This is a genomic window from Alsobacter sp. KACC 23698, from assembly GCF_045348435.1.
In the GTDB taxonomy this organism is placed as follows: domain Bacteria; phylum Pseudomonadota; class Alphaproteobacteria; order Rhizobiales; family Beijerinckiaceae; genus Alsobacter.
The window spans coordinates 3626687-3651848 of the sequence record NZ_CP157484.1 but is presented as its reverse complement, the minus strand read 5'-3'; the positions used below and the strand labels follow the sequence as shown (position 1 = coordinate 3651848).

Genomic DNA, 25162 nt, shown 5'->3' with positions numbered 1-25162 from the left:
CAGACGAGGATGGAGACGGAACCATGAAGCTGCCGACCGAACTCGGCCCTATCCATTTCGTCGGCATCGGCGGCATCGGCATGTCGGGGATCGCCGAGGTGCTGCACAATCTCGGCTACACGGTGCAGGGCACGGACGCGTCCGACAGCGCCAACGTCAAGCGCCTGCGCGAGAAGGGCATCGTGGTGCATGTCGGCCACACGGCCGAGGCGCTCGGCGACGCCGCCGTGGTGGTGGTCTCCACCGCGATCAAGCGCGACAACCCGGAGCTGATGGCCGCCCGCGAGCGCCGCCTGCCGGTAGTGCGCCGCGCCGAGATGCTGGCCGAGCTCATGCGCCTGAAGCAATGCGTCGCCATCGCGGGCACGCACGGCAAGACCACCACGACCTCGCTGGTCGCGACCCTGCTGGATGCCGGCGGCTTCGATCCGACCGTGATCAACGGCGGCATCATCAACGCCTACGGCACCAACGCGCGCCTCGGCGCGGGCGACTGGATGGTGGTGGAGGCCGACGAATCCGACGGCACCTTCCTGAAGCTGCCGGCCGACGTGGCCATCATCACCAACATCGATCCCGAGCACCTCGACCACTTCAAGACCTTCGAGGCCATCAAGGACGCGTTCCGGGCCTTCGTGGAAAACCTGCCCTTCTACGGCTTTGCGGTGATGTGCCTCGACCATCCGACCGTGCAGGAGCTGGTCGGCAAGATCGAGGATCGCCGGGTCATCACCTATGGGGAGAACCCGCAGTCGGACGTGCGGCTGTCCAACATCGACCTCACGGGCGGCCGCTCGCGCTTCAGCGTGCAGATCCGCGACCGCAAGACCGGCGAGGTCACGCGCATCGACGACCTCACCATGCCGATGCCGGGCCATCACAACGCGCTGAACGCCACGGCCGCCATCGCGGTCGCCTACCATCTCGGCATGACGCCCGAGAAGATCCGCGAGGCTCTGGGCGCCTTCGGGGGCGTGAAGCGCCGCTTCACCCGCACGGGCGATTGGAACGGCGTCGCGATCTTCGACGACTACGGGCACCATCCGGTGGAGATCGCCGCCGTGCTGCGCGCCGCCCGCGCGTCGACGACCGGCAACGTGGTCGCGGTGGTGCAGCCGCATCGCTACTCGCGCCTGTCGGCGCTGTTCGACCAGTTCGCGACCTGCTTCAACGACGCCGACGTGGTGATCGTGGCCGACACCTACGCGGCCGGCGAGCAGCCGATCCCGGGCGCGGATCGCGATTCGCTGGTGCAGGGCATCAAGGCGCATGGCCATCGCAACGTCATGCGGCTCAGCGGGCCGGCCGAGCTCGCCAGCCTGGTCTATGGCGTGGCCCATCCGGGCGACTACGTCGTCTGCCTGGGAGCCGGCACTATCACCAATTGGGCCTACGCCCTGCCGGGCGAACTCGCCGCGCTGGATGGCGCGAAGAGGTGAGCGCCGGGCTCACCTCATTCGACGATCACGTCGAGCGGCGCCTTGAGCGCCGCCGCGATGCGTTTCAACACCGAGACGTCGCCGGTCTTTTTCCGGTTCTCGATCTCGGAGAGGAACCCCTGCGTGATCCCGGCCGCCGCGGCGAGCGCCGTCTGGGTCAGCCCCCGGTAGCGGCGGATGGCCTCGATGGGGTGGGTTCCGGTCTCGATCTCGGTCCAGGTTTCGTCGGGGAGGAAGATCTCTTCGCCGCGGTCGAGCTTGGCCTGCGTCTCGGCGAACACGCGCTTCGCCCACTCCTCTTCGGCCTTGTCCTCGGCGTCGAGCTTCAGAAGGCGATCGTATTCGGTGCGCGGCAGGAAGACGTATTCTTCGCCTGCGTCGGTTCGGAAGACTTGCGGCTTACCCATCCTGCTGCCTCCTCAGCTGTAGATCTTGCTTCGATGGGCGATCGCCCGAACCCTGATTTGCCCGCCGATCTTGTCAAACAAGATCCGGTAGTCTCCGCACCGCAGCCGCAAGCCAGGCAGTCCGCTCATCGCTTTGACATCGCCAGCGCCGATCGCCGCATAACGTTCCAGCTTGTCTCTGACGGCGGCCTGGACAGGTTCGGGCAAACCGCGCAACTGTCGTCGCGCTTCTCCGGACAATACGATTTCCAACATCAATATATTCCGAAAAGCAATATCGCGCAAAGCTATTGCCTTCCTGCGGCGCGGCGCTACCAACCGGCGGCTGCATGAGCGCCCCGTTCCCAGACATCACAGCTGAGCTGCATGCCGCAGCGCCGGGCCTGAGAGGCTCGCTGGAGGCGAATGCGCCCATGGCGGGGATGTCGTGGTTCAGGACCGGCGGGCCCGCCCAGGCGCTGTTCCAGCCGGCCGACGAGGATGACCTCGCGGCCTTCCTGCGCGGCTGTCCGTCCGACGTCCCGATCCTGGTCGTGGGTCTCGGCTCCAACCTGCTGGTGCGGGACGGCGGGGTTCCGGGCGTGGTGGTGCGCCTCGGCAAGGGCTTCCAGGCCATCAATGCCGACGGCCTGCGCATTCGGGCCGGCGCGGGCGCGGCCGACGTGAAGGTGGCGCGCGTCGCCGCCGAGGCCGGCGTGGCCGGGCTGTCGTTTCTGCGCGGCATCCCGGGCGCGATCGGCGGGGCGCTGCGGATGAACGGCGGCGCGTATGGGGGCGAGACCAAGGACGTGCTCGTCTCCTGCCGGGGCGTGTCGCGGGACGGGACGGTCCGCACCTACGGGCTCGCCGACATGGGCTTCACCTACCGGCACTGCGGCGTCGCCGAGGACGTGATCTTCACCGAGGCGACCTTCGAGGGACGGCCGGGCGACCCGGCCGCCATCCTGGCCGAGATGAACGACATCACGCAGGCTCGGCAGGCCTCGCAGCCGGTGAACACCCGCACGGGCGGCTCCACCTTCAAGAACCCGCCGGGCCTCAAGGCCTGGGAGCTGGTCGACAAGGCGGGCTGCCGCGGCCTGCGTAGGGGGCACGCCCAGGTGTCGGAGCTGCACACGAATTTTCTGATCGCGCATCCGGGCGCGACCGCCGCCGAGGTCGAGGGCCTCGGAGAGGAGGTCCGCCGGCGCGTGCGCGAGACGTCGGGCGTGGAGCTCGAATGGGAGATCAAGCGGGTCGGGCTGGCGTAAGGCCAGCACGCAGGCCTTCTCCCCCGGAAAAGGGCCCCCGCCGCAGGCAACATGGGAGACAACACGATGACCAAGCATGTCGCGGTTCTGATGGGCGGGCTCTCGGCCGAGCGGGAGGTGTCGCTGAACTCGGGCGCCGCCTGCGCCAACGCGCTGGAGGGCGAGGGCTACCGGGTCACGCGAATCGACGTGGACCGCACCATCGCGGCCGTGCTGGCGGAGCTGAAGCCGGACGTGGCCTTCAACGCCCTGCACGGCCGCTGGGGCGAGGACGGGATCGTGCAGGGCATCCTGGAGATGCTGCGCATCCCCTACACCCACTCCGGGGTGCTCGCCTCGGCGCTTGCGATGCAGAAGGACCGGGCCAAGGCGGTGATGGCCGCCGCCGGCGTCCCGGTGCCTCGCGGCGTCACCGTGCACCGCCTGGAGGCGGCCAAGCGGCACGTGATGGAGCCTCCGTACGTCATCAAACCCGTTAACGAAGGATCCTCGGTCGGGGTCATCATCGTGCGCGAGGACCGGACCCACCCGCCGCAGGAGCTGGGGCGTGAGGACTGGGCCATCTCGGAAATGATGCTGGTGGAAAATTACGTGGCGGGACGGGAGCTTACCTGCGCCGTGATGGGCGACAGGCCGCTCGGCGTGATCGACATCCGGCCGGCCACCGGCATGTTCTACGACTACGACGCGAAGTACGCGAAGGGGGGGTCCATCCACGTCCTTCCGGCGGAAATTAAACCGAATATTTACCAACTGGTTCAAGAGTTGGCGTTAACGGCGCATCAAGCTCTTGGCTGCCGGGGCGTCAGTCGCGCTGACTTCAGATACGACGATCGGCCGGAAGGAACCGGCGAGCTCGTCTGTCTCGAGGTCAACACGCAACCCGGAATGACCGAGACCTCTCTTGTGCCGGAATTGGCGGCCCACGCGGGCCATAGTTTCGGTGAGTTGGTTCGATGGATGGTGGAGGACGCCTCCTGCGATCGGTAGCCGAGCCTTTCCAGGCTCCGCTCGCCGCACAGCAGGCCTATGCCGGCGCCGGCGCTGCGCTGGTCGCGCCGACGCGCGCCGTCGCTTCGCCGCGGGGCCGCTCCCTGGCGAAGACGCGCCAACCGGTGGTCCGCGCCTCCGAGCGCGCCGGGACCCGCGTTCCTCGTTTCGCCGGCACGCTCCTGCTGGCGGCCCTGTTCTCCGGCGTCGGACTGTTCGGCGCGGTCAAGGGCGGGCAGTACGAAACCTTCGTGGCCTATTACGGCGCGCCGCAGGACGTGCTGGCCCGGACCTTCGGGTTCACGATCAAGAACGTGTCCATCGCGGGCCTGGTCGAGCTGAACCAGACCGAGGTGCTGCAGGTCGCCGGCATCGACCCGCGCGGCTCGCTGCCCTTCTTCGACGCCGCGGCCGCCCGCGAGCGGCTGATGACCCTGCCGCTCGTGAAGGACGCCACGGTCCGCAAGCTCTACCCCAGCGGGCTGGCGATCACGCTGGTGGAGCGCGAAGCCTTCGCGCTCTGGCAGAAGCAGGGCCAGGTGTTCGTGGTCTCGGCCGACGGCACCGTGACGGACAGGCTGACCGATCCGCGCTTCAACCGGCTGCCGCTGGTGGTGGGCGAGGGGGCCAATCTGAAGGCCGCCGCCTTCACGCGGCTGATGGACGCCGCCCCCGACGTGAAGGCGCATGTCCGCGCCGGCGTGTTCGTCGGCGAGCGCCGCTGGAATCTGAAGCTCGACAACGGCGTCGACGTGCGGCTGCCCGAGGAGGGCGTCCGCGACGCGCTGGCGCGGCTCTCGGGCCTGATGAAAGACCAGAAGATCCTCGAACGCGACGTCCTCGCCATCGATCTGCGCATGCCCGACCGGGTGGTGATGCGGCTCGGGGAGGAGGCGGCGACCGCCCGCGCGGAAGCGCTCAAGGCCAAAAGCAAGATAAAGGGCAGCGCGACGTGAGCCATCGTCACCCCAGCCTGACTCCTCGCCTGAAGCCGCTCTCGCCGCGCAAGAGCATGGTGATGTCGATCATCGACATCGGCACCTCCAAGGTCGCGTGCCTGGTGGCGCGGCTCGATCCGGTGGCCGAGAGCGAGTTGCTTCGCGGCCGCACGCACCGGGCCCGCATCATCGGCATCGGGCACCAGCGGTCGCGCGGCCTCAAGGGCGGCGCCATCGTCGACCTGGAAGGGGCCGAGCAGGCCATCCGGCTCGCCGTGGATGCGGCCGAGCGCATGGCCAAGGTCGAGATCCGGGCGGCGATCGTCAATATGACGGGCGGCCGGCTCGGCTCGGACTCCTACCACGCCCATGTGGGCCTGCGCGGCTCGGCGGTGGGCGACAGCGACATCCACAGGGTGCTGGAGGCGGCCAGCACCACGGGCGCCCGGCCCGGCCGGACCGTGCTGCACTCGCTGCCGACGGGCTTCGCGCTCGACGCCACCAAGGGCATCAACGATCCGCACGGCATGGTGGGCGAGAAGCTCGGCGTCGACATGCATGTCGTGTCGTCGGACCAGAACGCCGTGCGCAACCTCATGCTGGCCGTCGAGCGCTGCCACATCGACGTGGAGGCCGTGGTCGCCACGCCCTACGCGGCGGGACTGGCCGCGCTGGTCGACGACGAGGCCGAGATGGGCGCCGTGGTCATCGACCTCGGCGGCGGCACCACCTCCATCGGCGTGTTCGCCGGCGGGCACCTGGTGCACACCGACGCGATCGCGGTGGGCGGCAACCACGTCACCATGGACATCGCCCGCGGCCTCTCCACCAGCGTGGCGCACGCCGAGCGGCTGAAGACGCTCTACGGCTCGACGATCGCGACCGCCTCGGACGACCGCGAGACCATCGCGGTGGCGTCGGTGGACGAGGACGACCGCGACGCCGTGAACCACGTGCCGAAGTCGCACCTGGTCCGCATCATCCGCCCGCGGGTGGAGGAGATGCTGGAGCTGGTGCGCGACCGCCTCAAGAACGCGGGCTTCTCGGCCGAGACCGGCCGGCGGGTCGTGCTGACCGGCGGCGGCGCGCTCATGACCGGACTGCCGGAGCTGGCGCGCACGCTCGTCTCCAAGCAGGTGCGCATCGGCCGGCCGCTGGGCGTCCAGGGGCTGCCGGAGGCCGCCAAGGGACCGTCCTTCGCGGCCCCGGTCGGCCTGCTGGTCTACCCCCAGGTGGCCGGGCTGGAACACTTCGTGCCGCGCCCGATGGCCTACCGCGCCACCGGGACGGACGGCTACTTCTCCCGCATGGGGCAGTGGCTCAAGGACAGTTTCTAAACAGGGATCGGGACGGCGGCGCGGCGGCCGCCTTCCCCACGTCAACACCGGCGCTGCGGGGCGCCCGACACATCGAGAGGCCAAGGACATGACCATCAATCTCAAGGTTCCGGACATTCGCGAACTCAAGCCCAGGATCACCGTGTTCGGCGTCGGCGGCGCCGGCGGAAACGCGGTCAACAACATGATCGAGCTGGGCCTGCAGGGCTGCGAATTCGTCGTCGGCAACACCGACGCGCAGGCCTTGACGATGTCCAAGGCCGACCGGGTGATCCAGATGGGGATCCAGGTGACCGAGGGCCTCGGCGCCGGCTCGCAGCCGGAAGTCGGCCGCGCGGCCGCCGAGGAGGTCATCGACGAGATCCGCGACCAGCTGTCGGGCGCCCACATGGTGTTCGTGACGGCCGGCATGGGCGGCGGCACCGGCACGGGCTCGGCCCCGGTCGTAGCCCGCGCGGCCCGCGACATGGGCATCCTGACGGTCGGCGTCGTGACGAAGCCCTTCCAGTTCGAGGGCGTGCGCCGCATGCGGCTCGCCGAGTCGGGCATCAACGAGCTGCAGAAGGCCGTCGACACCCTGATCGTCATCCCGAACCAGAACCTGTTCCGGGTGGCCAACGAGCAGACGACCTTCGCCGACGCCTTCGCGATGGCCGACCGCGTGCTTTATTCGGGCGTCGCCTGCATCACCGACCTGATGGTCAAGGAAGGCCTGATCAACCTCGACTTCGCCGACGTCCGCGCCGTCATGCGCGAGATGGGCAAGGCGATGATGGGCACCGGCGAGGCGACCGGCGAGAAGCGCGCGCTGCGCGCGGCGGAAGCCGCCATCGCCAATCCGCTGCTCGACGACGTCTGCATGAAGGGCGCGCGCGGCCTGCTGATCTCGATCACGGGCGGCTCCGACCTCACCCTGTACGAGGTCGACGAGGCCGCCACCCGCATCCGCGAGGAGGTGGACCAGGACGCCAACGTGATCTTCGGCGCCACCCGTGACGATTCGCTGGAAGGGATCGTGCGCGTGTCGGTCGTGGCGACCGGCATCGACAGCGACCTCCTGGAGAAAGGCTCCGCCCCGGCCGTCGACGCCGGCATCGCCGAGGTGGCCGAGCGGCTGCGCACGCAGGTCCGCACCCGCCACGAGCAGATGGCCCAGGCGCAGCGCCCGGTCGCCCGGATCGAGACGCAGCCGGAGCCCGCTCCCGCCCCGCAGGCGCATCACGTCTACGCCCAGCCGGAGCCCGCTCCCGCGCCGCAGCCAATGATGCACAACGACGTCACCCTGCGTCCGATGCAGCCGAAGCCCAACTACGAGCCCGCCCCGGAGCCGGTCCACGCGCCGATGCACGAGCAGGCTCCGCTGCCGGCGGCCTTCATCCCGCCGCGTCCCGAGGAGGTGGTGCGTCCGCCCCGCATGCCGCGCGTCGACGAGCTGCCGCTTCCCGGCCAGCGCATCATGGAGAATCGCGCCCCGGCCCCGCAGGCCGCTCCCGCTCCCCAGCTGGAGAAGAAGCGCGTCACCCTGATGGAGCGCCTCGCCGCAGCCGGCTTCGGCCGCCGCGACGGACGCGACGAGCCGGTCCCGGCGCAGGCTCCGGCGGCGCAGCAGCCGCAGCCCCGGCAGGCGCCCCCGCAGCAGCACTACGCGCCGCAGGCCCAGCCGCAGCATCCGGCTCCCGTCCACCAGGAATACGCCAAGCGCCAGGCGCCCCAGCCGCGCGCCCCGCAGGGCGGGCTCGACATGCACGGCCGGCCGAATCAGCGGATGGAGGACGACCAGCTCGAGATCCCGGCCTTCCTGCGCCGGCAGTCGAACTGACGGCCGGACGGCTTCTCAACCCCGCATCTCCCGAAAGCCCGGGGCCGCAAGGCTCCGGGCTTTCAACCTTTTGAAACCATGCCGCTTTGTTCCATTGCATTTGAAATAAATGCAATCTGAGCATGTGTTACAAAGCGTTAGAAAGCGTGATTTGGCCCGACTCCGGGCCTTCTGTATGTTCCGGATCGCGAGACGGGCCCAAGCGGCTCGAGAACAAAGAGCCTCAGAACTCTCGCAGGGGCGCGTCAAACAGAGCACGGACGGTCGACGGCGGCGCTTCAGTCGCGGACGACGGATGTGTGGAACGGAATGATGGCTGGTCAAAAACAAACGACGCTCATCGACCGCGTGGAATTCCAGGGCCTCGGCGTCCACTCGGGAGCCCCGGTCCGCATCATCCTCCATCCCGCCGACTCTGACACCGGAATCACCTTCCTCCGCACCCGCCTCGACGGCGGACGCGAGCGCCTCATCGAGGCCAAGCACAGCGCGGTGAGCGCGACGGAGCTGTGCACGATCATCGGCGACGCCGCCTCTGGCGCGGTCGCCACCATCGAGCACCTCATGGCGGCTCTCTCCGGCCTTGGCGTGGACAACGTCATGGTCGAGATCGACGGACCGGAAGTGCCGATCATGGACGGCTCGGCCGCCGCTTTCGTGGACGGCATCGACCAGGTCGGCGTCACCCGCCTGTCGGCCAACCGCCGCTACATCAAGATCCTGAAGCCGGTCCGCGTCGAGCAGGGCCGCGCCTTCTCCGAGCTGCGTCCCTTCGCCCGCGGCTTCCGCCTCGAGGTGGAGATCGATTTCGACACGCCGCTCATCGGCCGCCAGAAGCGCGTGCTCGATCTGGAGCCCTCCACCTTCCGCCGCGACGTCGCCCGCGCCCGGACCTTCGGGTTCATGCGCGACGTCGAGCGCCTCTGGAAGGCCGGCTTCGCGCTCGGCGCCTCGCTGGACAACACCGTCGCGCTCGGCGACGACGGCGTGATCAATCCCGAGGGCCTGCGCTATGCGGACGAGTTCGTCCGCCACAAGACCCTCGACGCGGTGGGCGACCTCTCGCTCGCCGGCGCGCCGATCCTCGGCCAGTACCGCTCCTATTGCGGCGGCCATCGCATGAACATCGCCGTGCTGCAGGCGCTCTTCGCCGACCGCTCGGCCTACGCGATCGTGGAGAGCGGCCGCCGTGAAAGCGGCCACGCCGAGGCCGGCGCAGCGCGGCCGGCTCTGGCCTTCGCCGCCGAGACCCACTGAGCCGACCTGTCCCGTGTGGCGTCGGCGCCCCGCCTCGGCGGGCGATGCCGGCGATTCACGTTTGAGCGGCGCTCACGGGTAGCGATCAGGATCGCCTTGCGCTACACAAGCGCGCGTCAACCGCGCTCCATGCTCTCCCCACTGGGGCGGCGTACACCTGAGGGCCTCGCTTTCATGCGCTTCCAGACCCGGAACCTCTCGCCGAAGGGCGCCCGCATCGCGCGTTCGCTGTTCGCGTTGGCGCTGATCCTTCCCATGGCGGCGTGCGACACCATCTCGAACTTCAACCCCTTCGAGAAGGAAGAGAAGTACAAGCCCGAGATCACCCCCTCCGTGCCGGCGGAGACGATCTACAACGAGGGCCTGGGCCTGCTGCAGAAGAACGAGTTCGACAGCGCGGCCAAGAAGTTCTCCGATCTCGACAAGCAGTACCCGTTCTCGGTGTGGTCGAAGAAGGCGCTGATCCTCCAGACCTACGCCTATTACACCGGCCGCAACTACGAAGAGGCGATCAACTCGGGCAAGCGCTACCTGACGCTGCATCCGTCGACGCCAGACGCAGCCTATGCGGCCTACATGGTCGGCATGTCCTACTACAACCAGATCCCGGACGTGACCCGCGACCAGGAGCGCACAGAAAAGGCGCTGCTGGCCCTGCAGGAGGTCGTGACCCGCTGGCCGCAGTCCGAATACGCGTCCGACGCGAAGTTCAAGATCCAGGTCACCAAGGACCAGCTCGCCGGGCGCGAGATGACGGTCGGCCGCTACTATCTGCAGAAGCGCAACTACACGGCGGCGATCAACCGGTTCCGCCTCGTGGTGAGCCAGTACCAGACCACGAATCAGATCGAGGAGGCGCTCGCGCGTCTCGCCGAGGCCTATATGGCGCTGGGCATCGTGGCCGAGGCCCAGACCGCGGGCGCCATTCTGGGCCACAACTTCCCGGATAGTCGCTGGTATAAGGACACCTACGCGTTGCTGCAGACCAAGGGTCTGGAGCCCCGCGAGGACGGCGGCTCCTGGATGAGCAAGGCCATGCGGGCGTTCCGCATCGGTTGATCCGCGCGGGCGCGACATCGTCTGCGGTTTCGGCTGTTGATTTTTCGTCGGCGGCTCGCGACACATAACGCATGCTCGTTCAGCTCGCGATCCGCGACATCGTCCTCATCGACCGTTTGGACATCCCGTTCGGGGAGGGCCTCAGCGTCCTCACCGGCGAGACCGGCGCCGGCAAGTCCATCCTGCTCGACGCGTTCTCGCTCGCCCTGGGCGGCCGCGGGGACGGCTCCCTGGTGCGGCACGGCGAGGATCGCGGGCAGGTGACCGCCGTCTTCGACCTCGGGGCCGGGCACCCGGCGCGAGCGGTCGTGAAGCGCCATGACATCCCCGATGAGGGCGACCTGATCCTGCGGCGCATCCAGTTCGCCGACGGCCGCACCCGCGCCTTCGTCAACGACCAGCCCGTCAGCGTCCAGGCGCTGCGCTCCATCGGCGCCGCGCTGGTGGAGATCCACGGGCAGCACGACGACCGGGCCCTGGTGGATCCGGCCGCGCACCGGGCCCTGCTGGACGCCTTCGGGGCCTGCGATTCGGCGGCCGTTGGCGAGGCGCACCGGGCCTGGAAGACGGCGCGCGACGCGCTCGCCGAGCAGCAGGCCCGCATCGACGCCGCCCGCAAGGAGGCCGACTTCCTGGCGCACGCGCTGGCCGAGCTCGACAAGCTCGCGCCGCTGGCCGGCGAGGAGGAGGAGCTCGCTGCCGAGCGGCAGCGCATGATGCAGGCCGAGAAGGTGGTCGGCGAGATCAACGAGGCCTATGAGGCGGTGGCCGGGCAGGGCTCCTCGGTGGCGACGCTGTCGGCCGCCCTGCGCCGCCTGGAGCGGCGCGGCGCGCAGGCCCCTGAGCTGGTGGCGCCCAGCGTCAAGGCTCTCGACAACGCCCTGAACGCCCTCGACGAGGCCCGGGTGGCCCTCGAGGAGGCGCAGCGCGCCGCCGACTTCGACCCTCGCGTGCTGGAGCGGGTGGAGGAGCGGCTGTTCGCCGTGCGGGCGGCTTCGCGCAAATACGACGTGCCGGCGGACCGGCTGCCGGAGCTGCGCGAACGCTTCCGGGGCGACCTGGAGAACCTGGAGCAGGGCGAGGAGCGGCTCGCCGCCCTGGCGACGGCCGCGCAGGCCGCCGAGGACGCCTATGTGGCGGCGGCCCGGGCCCTGTCGACGGCGCGACGCGCGGCCGGCTCGGCGCTGGAGGAGGCCGTGAACGGCGAACTTCCGCCCCTGAAGCTGGAGCGCGCGCGCTTCATCGTGCAGATCGAGACCGACGAGGCGAGCCGCGCCCCGGAGGGCTTCGATCGCGTCGAGTTCTGGGTGCAGACCAATCCGGGCACCCGGCCGGGGCCGCTGATGAAGGTGGCGTCGGGGGGCGAGCTTTCGCGCTTCATGCTGGCCATCAAGGTGTCCCTGGCCGACCGCGGATCGGCGCCGACGCTGGTCTTCGACGAAATCGACAGCGGGGCCGGCGGGGCCGTGGCGGACGCCATCGGGGCGCGGCTGGCGCGGCTCTCGGCGCGCGTGCAGGTGATGGCCGTCACCCATGCGCCGCAGGTCGCCGCGCGGGCGGAGAGGCACTTCCTCATCGCCAAGAACCCGGTCGAGACGCCCCAGGGCGGCGAAGAGCGGATCGCCACGCGGGTGCTGCCGATCGACAAGGCCGCCCGCCGTGAGGAGATCGCCCGCATGCTCGCCGGCGCGACCATCACGGACGAAGCGCGGGCGGCCGCCAGGCGGTTGCTCGAAGCCGCCGACTGACGTTCAGCCCGTGACAGCATCCAGGCCGGAGACCTGACCGAGACATGGCGAAGGGCGAAGCATTGAGGGCGCTCGCGCCCGACGCGTTGACGGCGCGCGAGGCCAAGGCCGAGCACGCCGCGCTGGCGGCCGAGATCGCCGAGCACGACGTCCTCTACCACCAGCAGGACGCGCCGACGATCTCCGACGCCGCCTATGACGCGCTGCGCCTGCGGGCGCAGGCCATCGAGGCGCGGTTCCCGGCGCTGAAGGAGGCGGACGGGCTCGACAAGGTCGGGGCGAAGCCCTCCGAGAAGTTCGCCAAGGTGCGCCACCGCGTGCCCATGCTGTCGCTGGCCAACGTGTTCTCGGACGAGGAGGTCGAGGAGTTCGTCGGTCGCGTGCGGCGGTTCCTGGACTGGCCGGCCGACAAGGCGCTGGCGGTCACGGCGGAGCCCAAGATCGACGGGCTCTCGTGCTCGCTGCGCTACGAGGACGGCGAACTGGTCGTGGCGGCGACGCGCGGCGACGGCGAGGAAGGCGAGGACGTCACCGTCAATGTGCGCACGATCGGCGAGATCCCCAACAGGATCGCGGACGCGCCCGAGGTCCTGGAGGTCCGCGGCGAGGTCTACATGACCAAGCCCGACTTCGCCGCCATGAACGCCCGGCAGGAGGCCGAGGGCAAGCCGCCCTTCGCCAATCCGCGCAACGCGGCGGCGGGCTCGCTGCGCCAGCTCGATCCCCGCATCACAGCCGCAAGGCCGCTGCGCTTCTTCGCCTATGCGTGGGGCGAGGTGAGGGGCGACATGCCCGCCCGCACGCAGTTCGGCATGGTGGAGGCCTTCGCGCGCTTCGGCCTGCCGACCAACCCGCTGATGCGGCGCTGCGAAACCATCGAGGAGATGCTGGCCCAGTACCGGGCCATCGAGGAGCAGCGGGCCAGCCTGCCCTATGACATCGACGGCGTGGTCTACAAAGTGGACGACCTCGACCTGCAGCGCCGGCTCGGCTTCGTGTCGCGCTCGCCGCGCTGGGCGACGGCGCACAAGTTCCCGGCCGAGAAGGCGACGACCGAGCTGCTGGACATCGAGATCCAGGTCGGCCGCACGGGTTCGCTGACGCCCGTGGCGCGGCTGAAGCCCGTGACGGTGGGGGGCGTGGTCGTCACCAACGCCACCCTGCACAATGAGGACGAGATCGCCCGCAAGGACGTGCGGATCGGCGACACGGTCACGGTGCAGCGCGCCGGCGACGTGATCCCGCAGATCCTCGGCCCGGTGCTGGAGAAGCGGCCCGAAAGCGCCACGTCCTACGCGTTCCCGCATCTCTGCCCGGCCTGCGGCAGCCACGCCGTGCGGGAGATCGATCCCAAGACCGGCAAGGAGGATGTGGTCCGCCGCTGCACCGGCGGGCTGATCTGCCCCGCCCAGGCGGTGGAGCGGCTGCGCCACTTCGCCTCGCGCAACGCCTTCGACATCGAGGGGCTGGGCGACCGCCAGATCGAGGCGTTCTACAGGGACGGGCTGATCACCCGCCCGCAGGACATCTTCACCCTGCAGGCTCGCGACGCGCGCTCCATGCGCCGCCTGAAGGACCGCGAGGGCTACGGGGAGACCTCCGTTCGCAATCTCTTCGCCGCCATCGAGGCGCGGCGCAGGGTGGCGCTGCACCGCTTCATCTTCGCGCTCGGCATCCGGCATGTGGGCGAGACGACGGCCAAGCTGCTGGCGCGTCATTGCATGAGCGCCGAAGCCTTCCGGGACCTCGCGACAGCGGCCGCCGACCCGGCGTCCGGCGCTCTGGCCGAACTCACCTCGATCGAGGGGATCGGCCCCGTGGTGGCCGAGTCGATCGTCGATTTCTTCGCCGAGCCGCACAATCTGGAGGTCGTCGCCGAGCTGCTGGAGCAGGTCACGCCGGAGCCGCCGGAGGCGGTGGCGTCGCAGAGCCCGGTCGCCGGCAAGACAGTCGTGTTCACGGGCGCGCTGGAGAAGATGACGCGCGAGGAGGCCAAAGCCATGGCCGAGCGCCTCGGAGCCAAGGTGTCGGGATCGGTCTCCAAGAAGACCAGCATCGTGGTGGCCGGCCCCGGCGCGGGCTCCAAGCTCGCCAACGCCCGCGACCTCGGCGTCGAGGTGATGGACGAGGACGCCTGGCTGAAGCTCGTCGGAGAGGCCGAAGCCTGAGGGCCGGCGCACCGGAACCGGGTGGACCGGGCCCTCCAAACCTCGCAATCATCCCCGCCCTTAACGCCGGTTACGCCATGTCTTCTCCTGTGCACGAGATCCGAGACGGTCTGCGGGACATCGCGCCCGCCATGGTCGCCGCCATCCCGATCGGGCTCCTGTTCGGGGCGCTTTGCGCCGGCAAGGGGCTGTCGCCGGCCGAGGTCGCGCTGATGGGCGGGCTCGTCTTCGCCGGCGGCGCGCAGTTCGCGGCCGTCGAGGTCTGGCGCACGCCCGCCCCGATCGGCGTGCTGGCTTTCTCGACGCTGCTGATCAACGCCAGGCACATCCTGATGGGGGCTTCGCTGGCGCCCAAGATCGCGCGCTTCGCGCCGTGGAAGCGGGCGCTCGGCGTCTTCACGATGGCGGACGAGAACTGGGCCATGGCGGAGCGGCGCGCCCTGCGCAGGCCGCTGACCTTCGCCTATTTCGCCGGGACGGGCGCGCTCTTCTGGCTCAACTGGGTGATCTGGACGACGCTAGGCGCGGTGGGCGGCTCCTTCCTTGGCGATCCCAGGCGGCTTGGCGCCGATTTCGCCTTCACGGCCCTGTTCATCGGCCTAGTGGCCGGCTTCTGGAAGGGCCGCGCCACCGCCGTCACGGTGGCGGCGAGCGCCGGCGCTTCGGCGCTGGCCTATGTCACGGCGGGCACGCCCTGGCATGTGGCGGCGGGCGCGCTGGCCGGGATCGTCGCGGCCTACTCCTACGGCGCCGCAGAGCCGGCGGCGGCCGCGACGGACAGCCCGGCATGACGGTGGATGCGACGACGCTGGCCGCCATCCTGGCCATGGCGGCGGTGACCTATGCGACGCGGGCGGCGGGGTTGTTCCTGGTCGGCCGGCTGAGGCTCGCGGGCCGGGCCCGGGCGGCGTTCGAGGCGATCCCGGCCGCCGTCCTGATCGCCGTGATCGCGCCGGCGCTGCTGGCCACCGGCAGGGCGGAGACCGCCGCGGCGGCGATCACCACCCTGGCGGCGACGCGCCTGCCCCTGCTCGGCGTGGTGGCCGTGGGCGTGACGTCGATCGTGGCGCTGCGGAGCCTCGGCCTCTAGCTCGCGATCGGGCGGGCGGCCTCTTCGAGCCAGCGCGCGGCGTCGCCGGTCACCAGCGGGCCGATCAGCTCGCGCACCTTGGCGTGGTAGGCGTCGAGCCAGGCGATCTCGGCCTCGGTCATCAGCGCCGGCTCCACCAGAGCGAGGTCGATGGGCGCGAAGCTGAGCGTCTCGAAGCCGTAGATCTCGCGCTCGGCGCCGGCGATCTCGCGGCGTTCGACGAGGATGAGGTTCTCGATGCGGATGCCGTATTCGCCGCTCTTGTAGTAGCCGGGCTCGTTGGACAGCATCATGCCGGCCTCCAACGGCGTGACCCCCAGTTTGGAGAGCCGCTGCGGGCCTTCGTGCACCGACAGATAGCTGCCGATGCCGTGGCCGGTGCCATGGTCGAAATCGAGGCCGGCGTCCCACAGCGGCCGGCGCGCGAAGGCGTCAAGCTGGGCGCCGGAGACGCCCTTGGGGAACACGACGGTCGCGATGGCGATGTGGCCCTGCAACACGCGGGTGAAGCGGTCCCGCATCTCGGGCGTGGGCGTCCCGACCGCGATGGTGCGGGTGATGTCGGTGGTGCCGTCCCGGTATTGCGCGCCCGAGTCGATCAGGAAGATCCCGGGCTCGATGCGGCGGTTGGAGCGCTCCGTCACTCGGTAATGCGGGATGGCGGCGTTGGGGCCGGCGCCGGCGATGGATGGGAACGAGACGTCGACGAGCTCCCCGGTGTCGCGGCGGAAGCCTTCGAGGGCCACGGTTGCGTCGATCTCGGTGAGCCGCCCCTGCAGCGCCTCGCGGGCGAACCAGGCGAGGAAATTGACCATGGCGGCGCCGTCGCGCCGATGCGCCGCGCGGGAGCCGGCGATCTCGGCGTCGTTCTTCACCGCCTTCATCAGGGCGACCGGGCAGGTCCCGACGTCGGCGGAGCCGCCCGCCTTCTCGAACAGGCTGACCAGGCGGCGCGACGCGGTGGCCTGGTCGAAGCGGGCCTTCTGCTTGGCGGCGCCGAGCTGGGCGAGCCGCCGGTCCAGCATGGTCTCGCCTTCCACCTCGGCGAGGTCGGACAGGGTGGCGCGCACCTCGTTGGAGAGCTTGCACTCCTCCACGAAGAGGCTCGGGCGCCCTTCGCGCGGCACGATCGCGTAGCCCATCGGCAGGGGCGTGTGGGAGACGTCGCCGCCCCGGATGTTGAAGGTCCACGCCATGGCGTGCGGATCGGTGATCACCAGGGCGGCGTCGCCGAGCTCCTGGAGGCGCCCCTGGATGCGGGCGAGCTTGTCGGCGGCGGAGACGCCCGCGAAGGCCGTCGGGTGCAGCACGATCGGCGCGAGCGGGGGCGCGGGGCGGTCCTCCCACACCGAATCCACAGGGTTGCCGACCACGGGGACGAGTTCGGCTCCGGCCTTGGCGCAGGCCTTCTCCAGCCGCTTCGCGCCGTCATGGGTGTGGAGGTTGGGGTCGAAGCCGAGCTTGTTGCCCGGCTTCAGGCGCTTCTCCAGCCAGGCCTCGGGCGGCGAGTCGATCAGGTGCTCCGGCGTGAAGACCGCCGTGTCGACCTGTTCGCGCACCTGGACGGTGTAGCGGCCGTCGACGAAAATCGCCGCCTCGTCGCGCAGCACGATCGCGAGGCCCCAGGAGCCGGTGAAGCCGGTCAGCCAGGCGAGGCGCTCCGAGCAGGCCGCCACATATTCGTTCTGATGCTCGTCCGTCCGCGGGATGACGAAGCCGTCCAAGCCGCGCCGCACCAGTTCGGCCCGCAATGCGGCGGCGCGCGACGCGCCCCGCGCGGGGTCGGCTTTCTCCTCGAACGACTGGAACACCGCTTTCGCCATGGCGCGCACATCCTCGCTGAACAGGCGCAAAGCCGTGCACGACAGGCGAGATGGCGTCAAGACGGGCCCGAACGCAGCGAAACGACGGACGCCCCGGTCCTCAGAAGCGGCGGGGAGCGGCCCTGCCGGCGCGCACCTGCAGGGTGGCCCAGCCCTCCAGCTCCATCCTGCGCACCAGATGCAGCCCCTGGGCCCGGTAGGCGGCCAGGACGCCCGGCACGTCGCGCGGGATGAGGCCCGACAGCACCACGTCCGCGCCGGGGGCCGCGACGGCCGCGATGGAGGGCGCGAGGCGCATCAGGGGCCGCGCCAGGATATTGGCGAAGACCAGGTCGTAGAAGCGGCGGGACTTCAGCGCCGGATGCTCCACCCCCTTGGCCACCACGGGCCGGAGATGGCCGCCGACGGCGTTGTTGCGGGCGTTCTCCCGCGCAGCCTCGACCGCGACGGGGTCGATGTCGCCCGCCGCCACCGGACGATGCAGGGCGCGGGCGGCCGCGATCGCGAGCACGCCCGTGCCGGAGCCGACATCCAGGACATGGCGCGGGGCGCGGCGCTTCAAAATGGCGTCCAGCATCAAGAGGCAGCCCCGGGTCGTGCCGTGATGGCCCGTGCCGAAGGCGAGCGCGGCCTCGATCTCGATGCCGATCGTGTTGAGCGGAATGCGGTCGCGGTCATGGCCGCCATGGACGGTGAACCGGCCGGCGCGCACCAGGCTGAGCCCCTCCAGCGAAGCCTTCACCCAGTCCTTCTCGCCGATGGTCTCGAAGGTGAGCCGCTGGGCCGCGTCCGGACCCGCGGCCGCGGCGATGAGCTCGCGCACCGAGGGCTCGTCGGGCGGCTCCGAGAAATACACCTCCACCGCCCAGGCGAGCGTCGTCTCGTTTTCGAAGGCCGCGGCGGCGGTCTCGGCCGGGTCGAACGTCTCGACGATGATGTCGGCCACGCTGCGCGCTGTCGTCTCGTCGGTGACGAGGCGCATGACGTGGGTCGGGCGGTGGGGAGGAAGTCCTTCGAGCATGGGTCCTTATACAGCGGCGCGCGGCGCTGTCACGGGCGTCGCCGCACCAGGATGGAACCTCGCTTCGTCAACAATCGTTTGCAGAGCCCGGCCTTTGCGGGGGACGACATGGATCCGCTTCATGCCTCTGTTCTCCCGCCGTCCCCGGACCCCGCCCAAGAGCCGCCCCGCGCCGCGTCGCCGGCGCAAGCGCTCGGCCCTGCGGGCGGCCGCCATCCGGCTGCTGGCGATGAGCGTCGCCGGGGCCGTGGCAGGGCTCCTGGAGCGGAACCCCGACGCGGGTTCCGCGGAGCGCGAGAGCGCCGCCGCCGACCCTCGCCGAAAGACGACGCATGGCGGCCCGGCCGATGTGGCCCAGCCCGGGCGGGGCCGCTCCGCCACGAGCCCGACCGAGATCCCGACGCCGGGCTGGAAGGACATCCTCTGGCGCACCTATGAGGAGATCAACAACGACCGCGTGATGGCGATCGCGGCGGGCGTGACCTTCTACGCGCTGCTGGCGCTGTTCCCGGCCATTGCGGCCTTCGTGGCGATCTACGGACTGTTCGCCGATCCGGCGACCATCCAGAGCCATCTCGACCAGGCCAAGGAGATCCTGCCCTATGGCGCGTCCGACATCATCGGCGAGCAGCTGAAGACGGTGACGGCCAAGGGCTCGAGCACGCTCGGGATCACCTTCATCGTCAGCCTGCTGATCTCGCTGTGGAGCGCCAATTCCGGCGTCAAGGCGATGCTGGACGCGCTCAACATCGCCTATAACGAGACGGAGAAGCGCTCCTTCATCAAGCTGAACGCCATCTCGCTCGTTTTCACGCTGGGCGGGTTCGTGTTCCTGATCCTCGCCATCGGCGCCGTGGTGGTGGTCCCGATCGTGCTCAACGTCCTGCCGCTGGGACCGGCGCTCACCTGGGTGGTGGCGATCGGGCGCTGGGTGGCGCTGCTGCTGGTCGTCGTGCTCGCGCTGGCGCTGCTCTATCGCTACGGGCCGAGCCGCACGGAGCCGCAATGGCGGTGGGTGACGCCGGGCAGCGCCGCGGCCGCGATCGTCTGGGTGGTCGCCTCGGGCGGGCTGTCGATCTACGCCTCGCACTTCGCCAATTACGACAAGACCTACGGGTCGCTGGGCGCGGCCATTGGCTTCATGATCTGGATGTGGGTCTCGACGATCATCATCCTGGCGGGCGCCGAGCTGAACTCGGAGATCGAGCATCAGACCGCGCGCGACACCACCGAGAAGAAGGGCGCCCCCATGGGCGCCCGCGGCGCGGTGATGGCGGACACGGTGGGCAGGTCGACGTGAGCAGGCCCGTGTCGGAGGCGCGCCGCAGCGTCCCCGCCCGCTGAACGTCGCAGCGACTACGAGCCGACGGGCGCAGGCGCTAACCCGCCCGCTGCACGAACCCGTCCAGCACCATCTTGCGGCCCGCCTTGTCGAAATCGATCGTGAGCTTGTTGCCGTCCACCGCCGCGACCGAGCCGTTGCCGAACTTGACGTGGAAGACGCGGTCGCCGCCGGAGAAGTCGCTGGTCGTCCCGGTCGACTTGGCGACGAGTTCGCCCTCGATCTGGAGCGGCCCGCGGCGCCCGCCGGACGAGGCGCCGTAGGCGGATTGGCTGCGCTCGCCGAAGCCGCCGGTCTCCCTGGCGCGGGCCTGGGCGCGTTGCCAGCCGGGGGTGTCGTAGGTCGACCCGAAAGGCTGCGTCCGCTCGAACCGGCTGCCGCCATAGCCGCCGTAATGGGCCGGCGCCTCGGTCACCTCGACATGATCCTCGGGCAGCTCGTCGACGAAACGCGACGGGATGGTCGACTGCCACATGCCGTGGATGCGGCGGTTCGAGGCGAAGAAGATCTTGGCGCGGCGGCGGGCGCGGGTCAGGCCCACATAGGCCAGGCGTCGCTCCTCCTCGAGACCGGCCTTGCCGCTCTCGTCCAGGGCGCGCTGGTTGGGGAACAGGCCCTCCTCCCAGCCGGGCAGGAACACGGTGTCGAACTCCAGGCCCTTGGCGCCGTGGAGGGTCATGATCGACACCTTCTCGGTGCTGTCGTTGTCGGTCGCCTCCATCACCAGCGACACGTGTTCGAGGAAGCCGCCGAGATCCGGAAACTCCTCCATGGAGCGGACGAGCTCCTTCAGATTCTCCAGCCGGCCGGCGCTCTCGGCCGTGCGGTCCTTCTGCCACATGTCGGTGTAGCCGGACTCCTCCAGAACCAGCTCGGCGAGCTCGTTGTGCTTCATGGCTTCGATCCGCCCGGACCAGCGGCCGAAGGCGGCGGTGAGATCGCGAAGGGTGGAGCGCGGCTTGGGCTTCAGCTCGTCCGTCTCGACGAGCAGCCGGGCGGCCTGCATCAGCGGCACCCGCGCCTTGCGCGCATAGACGTGCAACTGCTCGATGGTGGCGTCGCCGAGGCCACGCTTGGGCGTGTTGACGATCCGCTCGAAGGCGAGGTCGTCGGTCGGGTTGGCGACGCAGCGCAGATAGGCCAGCGCGTCCCGGATCTCCATGCGCTCATAGAAGCGCGGGCCGCCGATCACCCGGTAGGGGAGGCCCAGCGTGACGAAGCGATCCTCGATCTCGCGCATCTGGGCCGAGATGCGCACCAGCACGGCCATCTGGGCGAGCGACTGGCCCTTGTGCTGGAGCGCCTCGATCTCCTCGCCGATGAGGCGGGCCTCCTCCTCGGAGTCCCAGGCGCCGGTGAGCGTCACCTTCTCGCCGGCCTCGTCCTCGGTGTGCAGCGTCTTGCCGAGCCGGCCCTCGTTGTGGGCCACGAGGTGGGAGGCGGCGGACAGGATGTGGCCGGTGGAGCGGTAGTTGCGCTCCAGGCGCACGACGGTCGCGCCCGGGAAGTCGTGCTCGAAACGCAGGATGTTGTCGACCTCGGCGCCGCGCCAGCCATAGATCGACTGGTCGTCGTCGCCCACGCAGGAGACGTTGCGGCGGCCCTGCGCCAGCAGGCGCAGCCACAGATACTGGGCGACGTTGGTGTCCTGATATTCGTCCACCAGAATGTATTTGAACCGCTCCTGGTAGGACTGCAGCACGTCGGGCTGCTCCCGGAACAGGCGCAGGTTCTCCAGCAGGAGGTCGCCGAAATCGGCGGCGTTGAGCTGCTTCAGCCGGGCCTGGTAGGCGGCGTAGAGCTTGCCGCCCTTGCCGTTCGCGAAGGCGGCGGATTCGCCCGCCGGCACCTTGTCGGGCGTCAGGCCGCGGTTCTTCCAGCCGTCGATGAAGGCGGCCAGAGCGCGGGCCGGCCAGCGCTTCTCGTCGATGTTGTCGGCCTGGATCACCTGCCGCATGAGGCGGATCTGGTCGTCGGTGTCCAGGATGGTGAAGTCCGAGCGCAGCCCGACCAGTTCGGCGTGGCGGCGCAGGATCTTGACGCCGATCGCGTGGAAGGTGCCGAGCCACGGCATCCCCTCGGCGACCCCGCCCAGGAGATGCCCGACGCGCTCCTTCATTTCCCGGGCCGCCTTGTTGGTGAAGGTCACGGCCAGGATCTGCGACGGGTAGGCGAGGCCCGACGCGATGATGTGGGCGATGCGGGTGGTGAGGACCCGCGTCTTGCCGGTGCCGGCGCCGGCCAGCACGAGGACGGGACCCTCGGTGGCCTCGATCGCGCGGCGCTGCTCGGGGTTCAGGTTCGCCAGATAGTTCGCGGCCGCCCCGCCGGACACGCCGGCGCGCGCCCGGGAGGCCAGGCCGCCTGGGCGCGGGACATAGTCGTCGTCGAGACTGAGAGGGTTGCTCACGAATGCTTTCCGTCGGCGGGCGATCCGGCAAGGGCGTGACGGCGAGCCGAAGCTCGTGGCGGGCCGGAGCCGGGCCGCCGCGCCGTCCTGTCGATCGCGCATGGTTCCGATTCGTTCTTATCTCAAAATGGAGCGAAAGGGGGGCGAAGTCGATCCGGGCGGCTCGGCGCGTCGCTTTGGCTGTGGGTTCCGGGCGCGACGGGATGGGCCAGCGCCAAGACAGCTTGCGGCTTTCGCCGGAACGGGCCCATTCTCAAGCCTCTCCAGTCCGAGCGTCCCATGTCCTCTTCGCTGTTTCTCGCCACGGTTCTGGCCGGCTTCATCTACGCCGTCACGCCGGGGCCGGCGTTCCTGGCCGTCTTTTCGCTCGCCGCCCAACATGGACGGACAGCGGGGGCGCGCTTCCTGTTCGGCCATCTCGCCGGAGACATCGTGTGGGGCGGCCTGGCGCTGGCGGCGATCGTCGGCGTCAACGAGGTCGGGCCGGCGCTGTTCGACGCGCTGGGGATCGGCTGCGGCGTGTACCTCATCTATCTGGGCGCGAAGGCCGTCCTGGCCAAGGGCGGCGACGGCGGAGCGCCGGTGGGCGGGTTGAGGCCGATCCGGGCCGGGCTGGCCTTCGGCCTCACCAATCCTAAGGCTTATCCGGTGTCGCTGGCCGTGTTCACGGCGCTCACCGTGCGCCATGCGGCCGAAATCGCGTGGGACACGGCGCCCGGCCTGATGGGCGCCGCGATCCTGGGCTTTCTGCTGGGCTATCTGGTGATCCTGTTCTGGGCCGGCCTGCCGGTCGTGCGCCGGTTTTTCCTGAAGCACGGACGCATCGTGTCGCGCGTGGTGGGCGTCACCTTCATCCTGTTCGGGCTGAAGTCGCTGACCGATGCGGGGCGGAGCATCGCGGCGCGGGCGTGACGCGCCGTTTCAGTGCACGCCGGGCTTGGCCGCCAGCGCGCGGGCCGGGATGCCGATGACGCTGCCCAGCGCCTCGGGACGCGGCAGGCCGGAATGGGCGGCCTTCATGATCGCCAGGCTGGCGAGGATGTCGGGCGGGAACGGCGCGACCTTGCGCTCCGTCAAATCGATATGGAGCATCATGTTTTCGGAGGTGGCGGAGAGCCAGAACTCGGTCGCGTGCCGAAGCTCCATGTAGACATGCATGCGCTTCTGGTCGAATTCGATGAGTTGCATGGTCACCCGGACCGCGTCGGCCAGATGGACTTCGCGCCGGTACTGCACGTGGCATTCGGCCGTGAAGGTGGAGGCCTTGCGCTCCCGGACGTAGTCCTCGCCCAAGCCGATGCGGGACAGGGCCTCGTCCACCGCGCGGTCGAACAGGACGTGGTAGTAGGCCATGTTGAGATGGCCGTTATAGTCGATCCAGGCAGGCTCGATGCGCATCGTGGAGGACACGAAGGGCGCAAAGAAGAAGGCGGAACTCTCTGACGTCCTTGCCATGTGCTCCGTCGCCGACCGCTGACGCCGCGGCGCCTCAGGCGCCATGCGTCCATGGGCGCCGGCCATGCATCGGCGGCCGGCCATATTGCCCCCTCGGGCAAGCCGGTTAGGATGATCCCCCAAACGCCCCAGCGAAGGCAAGACGCAATGACGCAAGCGCCGCAAGACGCCGCACCCCCGAGGCTCAGCCACGAATCGATCGTATCGTTGACGCTCGACCTCAGCCGGCGGTTCGGCAACCGCGTGGTGACCAGCCAGGCGGTGCGCGAGCAGCACGCGAACACGCTGACCTGGACGGAGAACCAGCCGCCCGACATCGTCGTCTATCCGGAGACGACCGAGGAGGTCGTCGAGATCGTGAAGCTCTGCGCCGCGCGGCGGGCGCCCATCATCCCGTTCGGGACGGGCACCTCCTTCGAGGGCCACACCAACGCCCCTCTGGGCGGCGTCTCGATCGACACCAGCCTGATGAAGCGCGTGCTCGCCGTTCACGCCGAAGATCTCGACTGCGTGGTGGAGCCGGGAATCACCCGCAAGGCGCTGAACGAGCACCTGCGCGACATGGGGCTGTTCTTCCCGATCGATCCCGGGGCGGACGCCTCCCTGGGCGGGATGACGTCTACGCGCGCCTCCGGGACCAACGCGGTCCGGTACGGGACCATGAAGGACAACGTCATCGCGGTGACGGCCGTCCTGGCCAATGGCGAGGTGGTGAAGACCGCCCGGCGGGCCCGCAAGTCGTCGGCCGGCTACGACCTGACCAGGCTGTTCGTGGGCGCGGAGGGTACGCTGGGGGTGATCACCGAAATCACGCTCAGGCTGCACGGCATCCCGGAGGCGATCTCGGCCGGGGTCTGCTCGTTTCCCTCCATCAAGGCGGCGTGCGACGCCACGATCGTGACGATCCAGTCCGGCATCCCGGTGGCCCGCATCGAGCTCGCCGACGAGGCGCAGATCCGGGCGATCAACCTCTACTCCAAGCTCGACTTGCCCGAGAGGCCGATGCTGTTCGTGGAGTTCCACGGCACCGACCAGGGCGTGCGGGAACAGGCGGAGCGCTTCGGCGAGATCGCCGCCGACCATGGCGGGGGCTCGTTCGAATGGGCCACCAAGCCGGAGGAGCGGACCCGCCTGTGGCAGGCCCGCCACGACGCCTACTGGGCCGCGCACGCCCTGCGGCCCGGGGCGAAGAGCATCTCCACCGACGTCTGCGTGCCCATCTCCAGACTCGCCGAATGCGTCGAGGAGACCCAGCGCGACATCGCCGAGAGCCGGTTGCTGGCGCCGATCGTCGGGCATGTCGGCGACGGCAACTTCCACGTCCTGCCGCTGGTCAGCATCGAGGACGCCGACGAGGTGGCCCGGGTGGAGGGCTTCGTGAAGCGCCTCGTGGAGCGCGCGCTCGCGATGGAGGGCACCTGCACGGGCGAGCATGGCGTCGGCCAGACCAAGATGAAATATCTCCCTCAGGAGCATCCGGCGGCCACGCTGGACGCGATGAGGGCGATCAAGGCGGCCCTCGATCCCATGAACATCATGAATCCGGGCAAGATCCTGCCTCCGGCGCCCCTGGTTCATCCCGAGGTCCTCACCGCGTGAGGCGGGCTGC

General features: G+C 69.9%; 21 protein-coding genes. 16 read left to right on the top strand and 5 right to left on the bottom strand.

The genetic code is table 11. The features are described 5' to 3' along the window. Nucleotides 1–23 precede the first annotated feature (23 nt). On the top strand, nt 24–1439 hold the full coding sequence (murC, locus tag ABEG18_RS17410; protein ID WP_406854312.1) for a UDP-N-acetylmuramate--L-alanine ligase: 1416 nt from the start codon (nt 24–26) through the stop codon (nt 1437–1439). Nucleotides 1440–1453: 14 nt separating this feature from the next. Here the strand turns inward: murC and ABEG18_RS17405 are convergent, their stop codons facing one another. Continuing rightward, nucleotides 1454–1846, bottom strand: a complete 393-nt coding sequence (locus ABEG18_RS17405) for a helix-turn-helix domain-containing protein (RefSeq protein ID WP_406854311.1) — start codon at nt 1844–1846, stop codon at nt 1454–1456. Nucleotides 1847–1879: 33 nt separating this feature from the next. Here ABEG18_RS17405 and ABEG18_RS17400 point away from each other — a divergent pair, with 33 nt between their 5' ends. The 12 genes from ABEG18_RS17400 (at nt 1880) to ABEG18_RS17345 (ending at nt 15502) form a co-directional block, all read left to right on the top strand. Beyond that, nucleotides 1880–2179: a hypothetical protein gene (locus ABEG18_RS17400; RefSeq protein WP_406854310.1), complete on the top strand. Its 300-nt coding sequence runs from the start codon at nt 1880–1882 to the stop codon at nt 2177–2179. Beyond that, the gene (gene murB, locus ABEG18_RS17395; RefSeq protein ID WP_406854309.1) at nt 2176–3096 is read left to right on the top strand and encodes a UDP-N-acetylmuramate dehydrogenase; all 921 of its coding nucleotides are present in this window, start codon (nt 2176–2178) and stop codon (nt 3094–3096) included. Before ABEG18_RS17400 ends, murB begins: the two co-directional genes overlap by 4 nt. 66 nt (nt 3097–3162) lie before the next feature. Then, a complete protein-coding gene (locus ABEG18_RS17390) occupies nt 3163–4086 on the top strand; it encodes a D-alanine--D-alanine ligase (RefSeq protein WP_406854308.1) in 924 nt (307 codons plus the stop codon). Further along, on the top strand, nt 4053–5042 hold the full coding sequence (locus ABEG18_RS17385; protein WP_406854307.1) for a cell division protein FtsQ/DivIB: 990 nt from the start codon (nt 4053–4055) through the stop codon (nt 5040–5042). Before ABEG18_RS17390 ends, ABEG18_RS17385 begins: the two co-directional genes overlap by 34 nt. A 56-nt stretch (nt 5043–5098) precedes the next feature. Continuing rightward, nucleotides 5099–6361: a cell division protein FtsA gene (gene ftsA, locus ABEG18_RS17380; protein ID WP_406858633.1), complete on the top strand. Its 1263-nt coding sequence runs from the start codon at nt 5099–5101 to the stop codon at nt 6359–6361. Nucleotides 6362–6449: 88 nt separating this feature from the next. Next, on the top strand, nt 6450–8180 hold the full coding sequence (ftsZ, locus tag ABEG18_RS17375) for a cell division protein FtsZ (protein ID WP_406854306.1): 1731 nt from the start codon (nt 6450–6452) through the stop codon (nt 8178–8180). A 312-nt stretch (nt 8181–8492) separates the two neighbouring features. Beyond that, nucleotides 8493–9437, top strand: a complete 945-nt coding sequence (lpxC, locus tag ABEG18_RS17370; protein WP_406854305.1) for a UDP-3-O-acyl-N-acetylglucosamine deacetylase — start codon at nt 8493–8495, stop codon at nt 9435–9437. 174 nt (nt 9438–9611) lie between these two features. Further along, on the top strand, nt 9612–10496 hold the full coding sequence (locus tag ABEG18_RS17365) for an outer membrane protein assembly factor BamD (RefSeq protein WP_406854304.1): 885 nt from the start codon (nt 9612–9614) through the stop codon (nt 10494–10496). A 71-nt stretch (nt 10497–10567) separates the two neighbouring features. Then, a complete protein-coding gene (gene recN / locus ABEG18_RS17360) occupies nt 10568–12244 on the top strand; it encodes a DNA repair protein RecN (protein WP_406854303.1) in 1677 nt (558 codons plus the stop codon). 44 nt (nt 12245–12288) lie between these two features. After that, nucleotides 12289–14412 carry an NAD-dependent DNA ligase LigA gene (gene ligA, locus ABEG18_RS17355; protein ID WP_406854302.1) on the top strand — a complete coding sequence of 708 codons (2124 nt, stop codon included), beginning with the start codon at nt 12289–12291 and terminating at the stop codon, nt 14410–14412. Between the two features lie 77 nt (nt 14413–14489). Further along, complete coding sequence (locus tag ABEG18_RS17350) at nt 14490–15203, top strand: AzlC family ABC transporter permease (protein WP_406854301.1); 714 nt, start codon at nt 14490–14492, stop codon at nt 15201–15203. Beyond that, nucleotides 15200–15502: an AzlD family protein gene (locus ABEG18_RS17345; RefSeq protein WP_406854300.1), complete on the top strand. Its 303-nt coding sequence runs from the start codon at nt 15200–15202 to the stop codon at nt 15500–15502. The genes ABEG18_RS17350 and ABEG18_RS17345 overlap by 4 nt, the downstream gene beginning before the upstream one ends. On the opposite strand, the gene ABEG18_RS17340 is transcribed toward ABEG18_RS17345, so the two are convergent. Together ABEG18_RS17340 and ABEG18_RS17335 are read right to left on the bottom strand one after the other, a co-directional pair. Then, entirely contained in the window at nt 15499–17325 is a 1827-nt protein-coding gene (locus ABEG18_RS17340; RefSeq protein WP_406854299.1) for an aminopeptidase P family protein, read from the bottom strand. The genes ABEG18_RS17345 and ABEG18_RS17340 overlap by 4 nt on opposite strands. 100 nt (nt 17326–17425) lie before the next feature. Then, complete coding sequence (locus ABEG18_RS17335; protein WP_406854298.1) at nt 17426–18346, bottom strand: 50S ribosomal protein L11 methyltransferase; 921 nt, start codon at nt 18344–18346, stop codon at nt 17426–17428. A 121-nt stretch (nt 18347–18467) separates the two neighbouring features. Here ABEG18_RS17335 and ABEG18_RS17330 point away from each other — a divergent pair, with 121 nt between their 5' ends. Next, nucleotides 18468–19646 carry a YihY/virulence factor BrkB family protein gene (locus tag ABEG18_RS17330; RefSeq protein ID WP_406854297.1) on the top strand — a complete coding sequence of 393 codons (1179 nt, stop codon included), beginning with the start codon at nt 18468–18470 and terminating at the stop codon, nt 19644–19646. Nucleotides 19647–19725: 79 nt separating this feature from the next. On the opposite strand, the gene ABEG18_RS17325 is transcribed toward ABEG18_RS17330, so the two are convergent. Beyond that, the gene (locus ABEG18_RS17325; protein WP_406854296.1) at nt 19726–22098 is read right to left on the bottom strand and encodes an ATP-dependent helicase; all 2373 of its coding nucleotides are present in this window, start codon (nt 22096–22098) and stop codon (nt 19726–19728) included. Nucleotides 22099–22377: 279 nt separating this feature from the next. Between ABEG18_RS17325 and ABEG18_RS17320 the strand changes: the two genes are divergently transcribed. After that, nucleotides 22378–23010: a LysE family translocator gene (locus ABEG18_RS17320; RefSeq protein WP_406854295.1), complete on the top strand. Its 633-nt coding sequence runs from the start codon at nt 22378–22380 to the stop codon at nt 23008–23010. Nucleotides 23011–23019: 9 nt separating this feature from the next. Here ABEG18_RS17320 and ABEG18_RS17315 read toward each other — a convergent pair whose 3' ends face one another. Beyond that, entirely contained in the window at nt 23020–23553 is a 534-nt protein-coding gene (locus ABEG18_RS17315) for a thioesterase family protein (RefSeq protein ID WP_406854293.1), read from the bottom strand. A 147-nt stretch (nt 23554–23700) separates the two neighbouring features. Between ABEG18_RS17315 and ABEG18_RS17310 the strand changes: the two genes are divergently transcribed. Then, on the top strand, nt 23701–25152 hold the full coding sequence (locus tag ABEG18_RS17310; RefSeq protein ID WP_406854292.1) for an FAD-linked oxidase C-terminal domain-containing protein: 1452 nt from the start codon (nt 23701–23703) through the stop codon (nt 25150–25152). Nucleotides 25153–25162: the final 10 nt, after the last annotated feature.